This window comes from Amycolatopsis rhizosphaerae (assembly GCF_007713715.1).
Taxonomy (GTDB): Bacteria; Actinomycetota; Actinomycetes; order Mycobacteriales; family Pseudonocardiaceae; genus Amycolatopsis_E; species Amycolatopsis_E rhizosphaerae.
Window position 1 is genome coordinate 1 of the sequence record NZ_VJWX01000809.1, and the last position, 1,643, is coordinate 1,643.

At 68.1% G+C, this 1,643-nt stretch carries 3 protein-coding genes; all 3 read left to right on the plus strand.

What is annotated here, in order from left to right; genetic code table 11:
* Positions 1 to 46 precede the first annotated feature (46 nt).
* Entirely contained in the window at positions 47 to 892 is an 846-nt protein-coding gene (ku, locus tag FNH05_RS37050) for a non-homologous end joining protein Ku (protein ID WP_144593487.1), read from the plus strand.
* Positions 893 to 986: 94 nt separating this feature from the next.
* Positions 987 to 1,187: a hypothetical protein gene (locus FNH05_RS37055; RefSeq protein WP_144593488.1), complete on the plus strand. Its 201-nt coding sequence runs from the start codon at positions 987 to 989 to the stop codon at positions 1,185 to 1,187.
* An 85-nt stretch (positions 1,188 to 1,272) separates the two neighbouring features.
* Positions 1,273 to 1,643, plus strand: a 371-nt coding sequence (locus tag FNH05_RS37060; protein ID WP_186382935.1) for an FAD-dependent monooxygenase, incomplete at its 3' end; no start/stop codon positions are given.

Here is a 1,643-nt window from a genome sequence, read left to right on the forward strand (position 1 = left end):
GTCAATGACCTGGGGTTATGTCGCCACGAGCAGGAGGCAGCTTGCGATGCGATCGATGTGGAAGGGATCCGTTTCGTTCGGACTGGTCACCATCCCGATCCACCTGTACGCGGCCACGGAGAACAAGAACGTCTCGCTGCGGCAGGTCCACGAGTCCGACGGCGGCCGGATCCAGTACAAGCGGTTCTGCTCGGTCGAAAACGTGGAGGTGCCCTACAGCGAGATAGCCAAGGGCTACGAGCTGGACGACGGCGAGATGGTGGTGCTGACCGACGCCGACCTCGATAGCCTGCCCCTGTCCAGCTCCAACGTGATCGACGTGCTGGAGTTCGTGCCCCTGGAGGCGGTCGACCCGCTCCACTACGACCGGCACTACTACCTCGAACCCCAGAAACCCGCCGTCAAGCCGTACGTGTTGCTGCGGGACGCGTTGCAGAAGTCCGGTCAGGTCGCGATCGCCAAGGTCGCGCTGCGCCAGCGTGAGACGCTCGCGCTGCTGCGGGTGCACGCCGACGTCCTGGTCATGACGACCATGCTGTGGCCGGACGAGGTGCGCAGGCCCGACTTCGGTTTCCTCGACGACGAGCCGCCACAGGTGCGGCCGCAGGAGCTGAGCATGGCCGGTTCCCTGATCGACTCGCTGTCGGAACCGGTGTTCGACCCGGACAAGTACAGCGACCAGTACCGCGAGGCGCTGGAGGCGGTGATCGAGGCGAAGGTCGAGGGCAAGGCCACCACGAAACCCCGCGCGAAGGCCGCGAAGACCGAGGTGGTGGACCTCATGGCGGCGCTCGAGGCGAGCGTGTCGGAGGCGAAGAAGTCGCGCAAGCCCGCGGCCCGCAAACCGGCGGCCAGGAAGACCGGCACCCGGAGAACCCCCAAAAGCGCCTGAGCACCGGCGACACGCCGGGCACCCCCTCCCCGCGGCGCGGCGGGCCGGATGATACGAAGGACCGTCAACCGATCCGGGTGAAGGGTGTCGCATCATGGAGTGTGCCGGCTGTTCGAGTGACCTCGACCACTGCCACGGCACGGTGATCCTGCACGAGGACGGTTCGGCCGAGTGCACCGAGCCGGACTGCCGTGACCTGGACGAAGCCCGCCACACCCTGCGCATCGGCTGCACCGAGATCGAGGGCGGCTGCGCCTGCGCCGCCGTCGTCGAGGAGTTCGCCCGGGCGTCCTGACAGGGCGGTCAGCGCACGGTCAGGAAACGGTCAGCGCCTTCGCTGACTCTCGGACACACACCGAGAGCGACGAAGGAGAAAGATCGTGCGCAAGCCGAACGTCCTGATTTCCGGTGCCGGGATCGCCGGCCCGATGCTGGCCCTGTGGCTGCACCGCCGGGGTTTCGCCGCCACCGTCGTGGAGCGGGCGCCCGCCCTGCGGGACGGCGGGCAGGCGGTGGACTTCCGGGGCAACCAGATGGACATCCTGCGGCGGTCCGGTCTGCTGGAGGACGTGCGGCGCCACCGGACGCCCACCGGGCCGCAGCGCGTCGTGGACGACGAGGGCGCGACGAAGGCCACCCTGCCTCCCGAGTTCTTCAGCGGCGAGGTGGAGATCCTGCGCGGCGACCTCAGCCGCCTGATGTACGAAAGGACCAAGGACCACACCGGCTACCGGTTCGGTGACTGGATCAC

Coding starts and splice junctions, on each gene's coding strand:
- ku (WP_144593487.1), top strand. CDS start 47: ATGCGATCGATGTGGAAGGGATCCGTTTCGTTCGGACTGGTCACCATC.
- FNH05_RS37055 (WP_144593488.1), top strand. CDS start 987: ATGGAGTGTGCCGGCTGTTCGAGTGACCTCGACCACTGCCACGGCACG.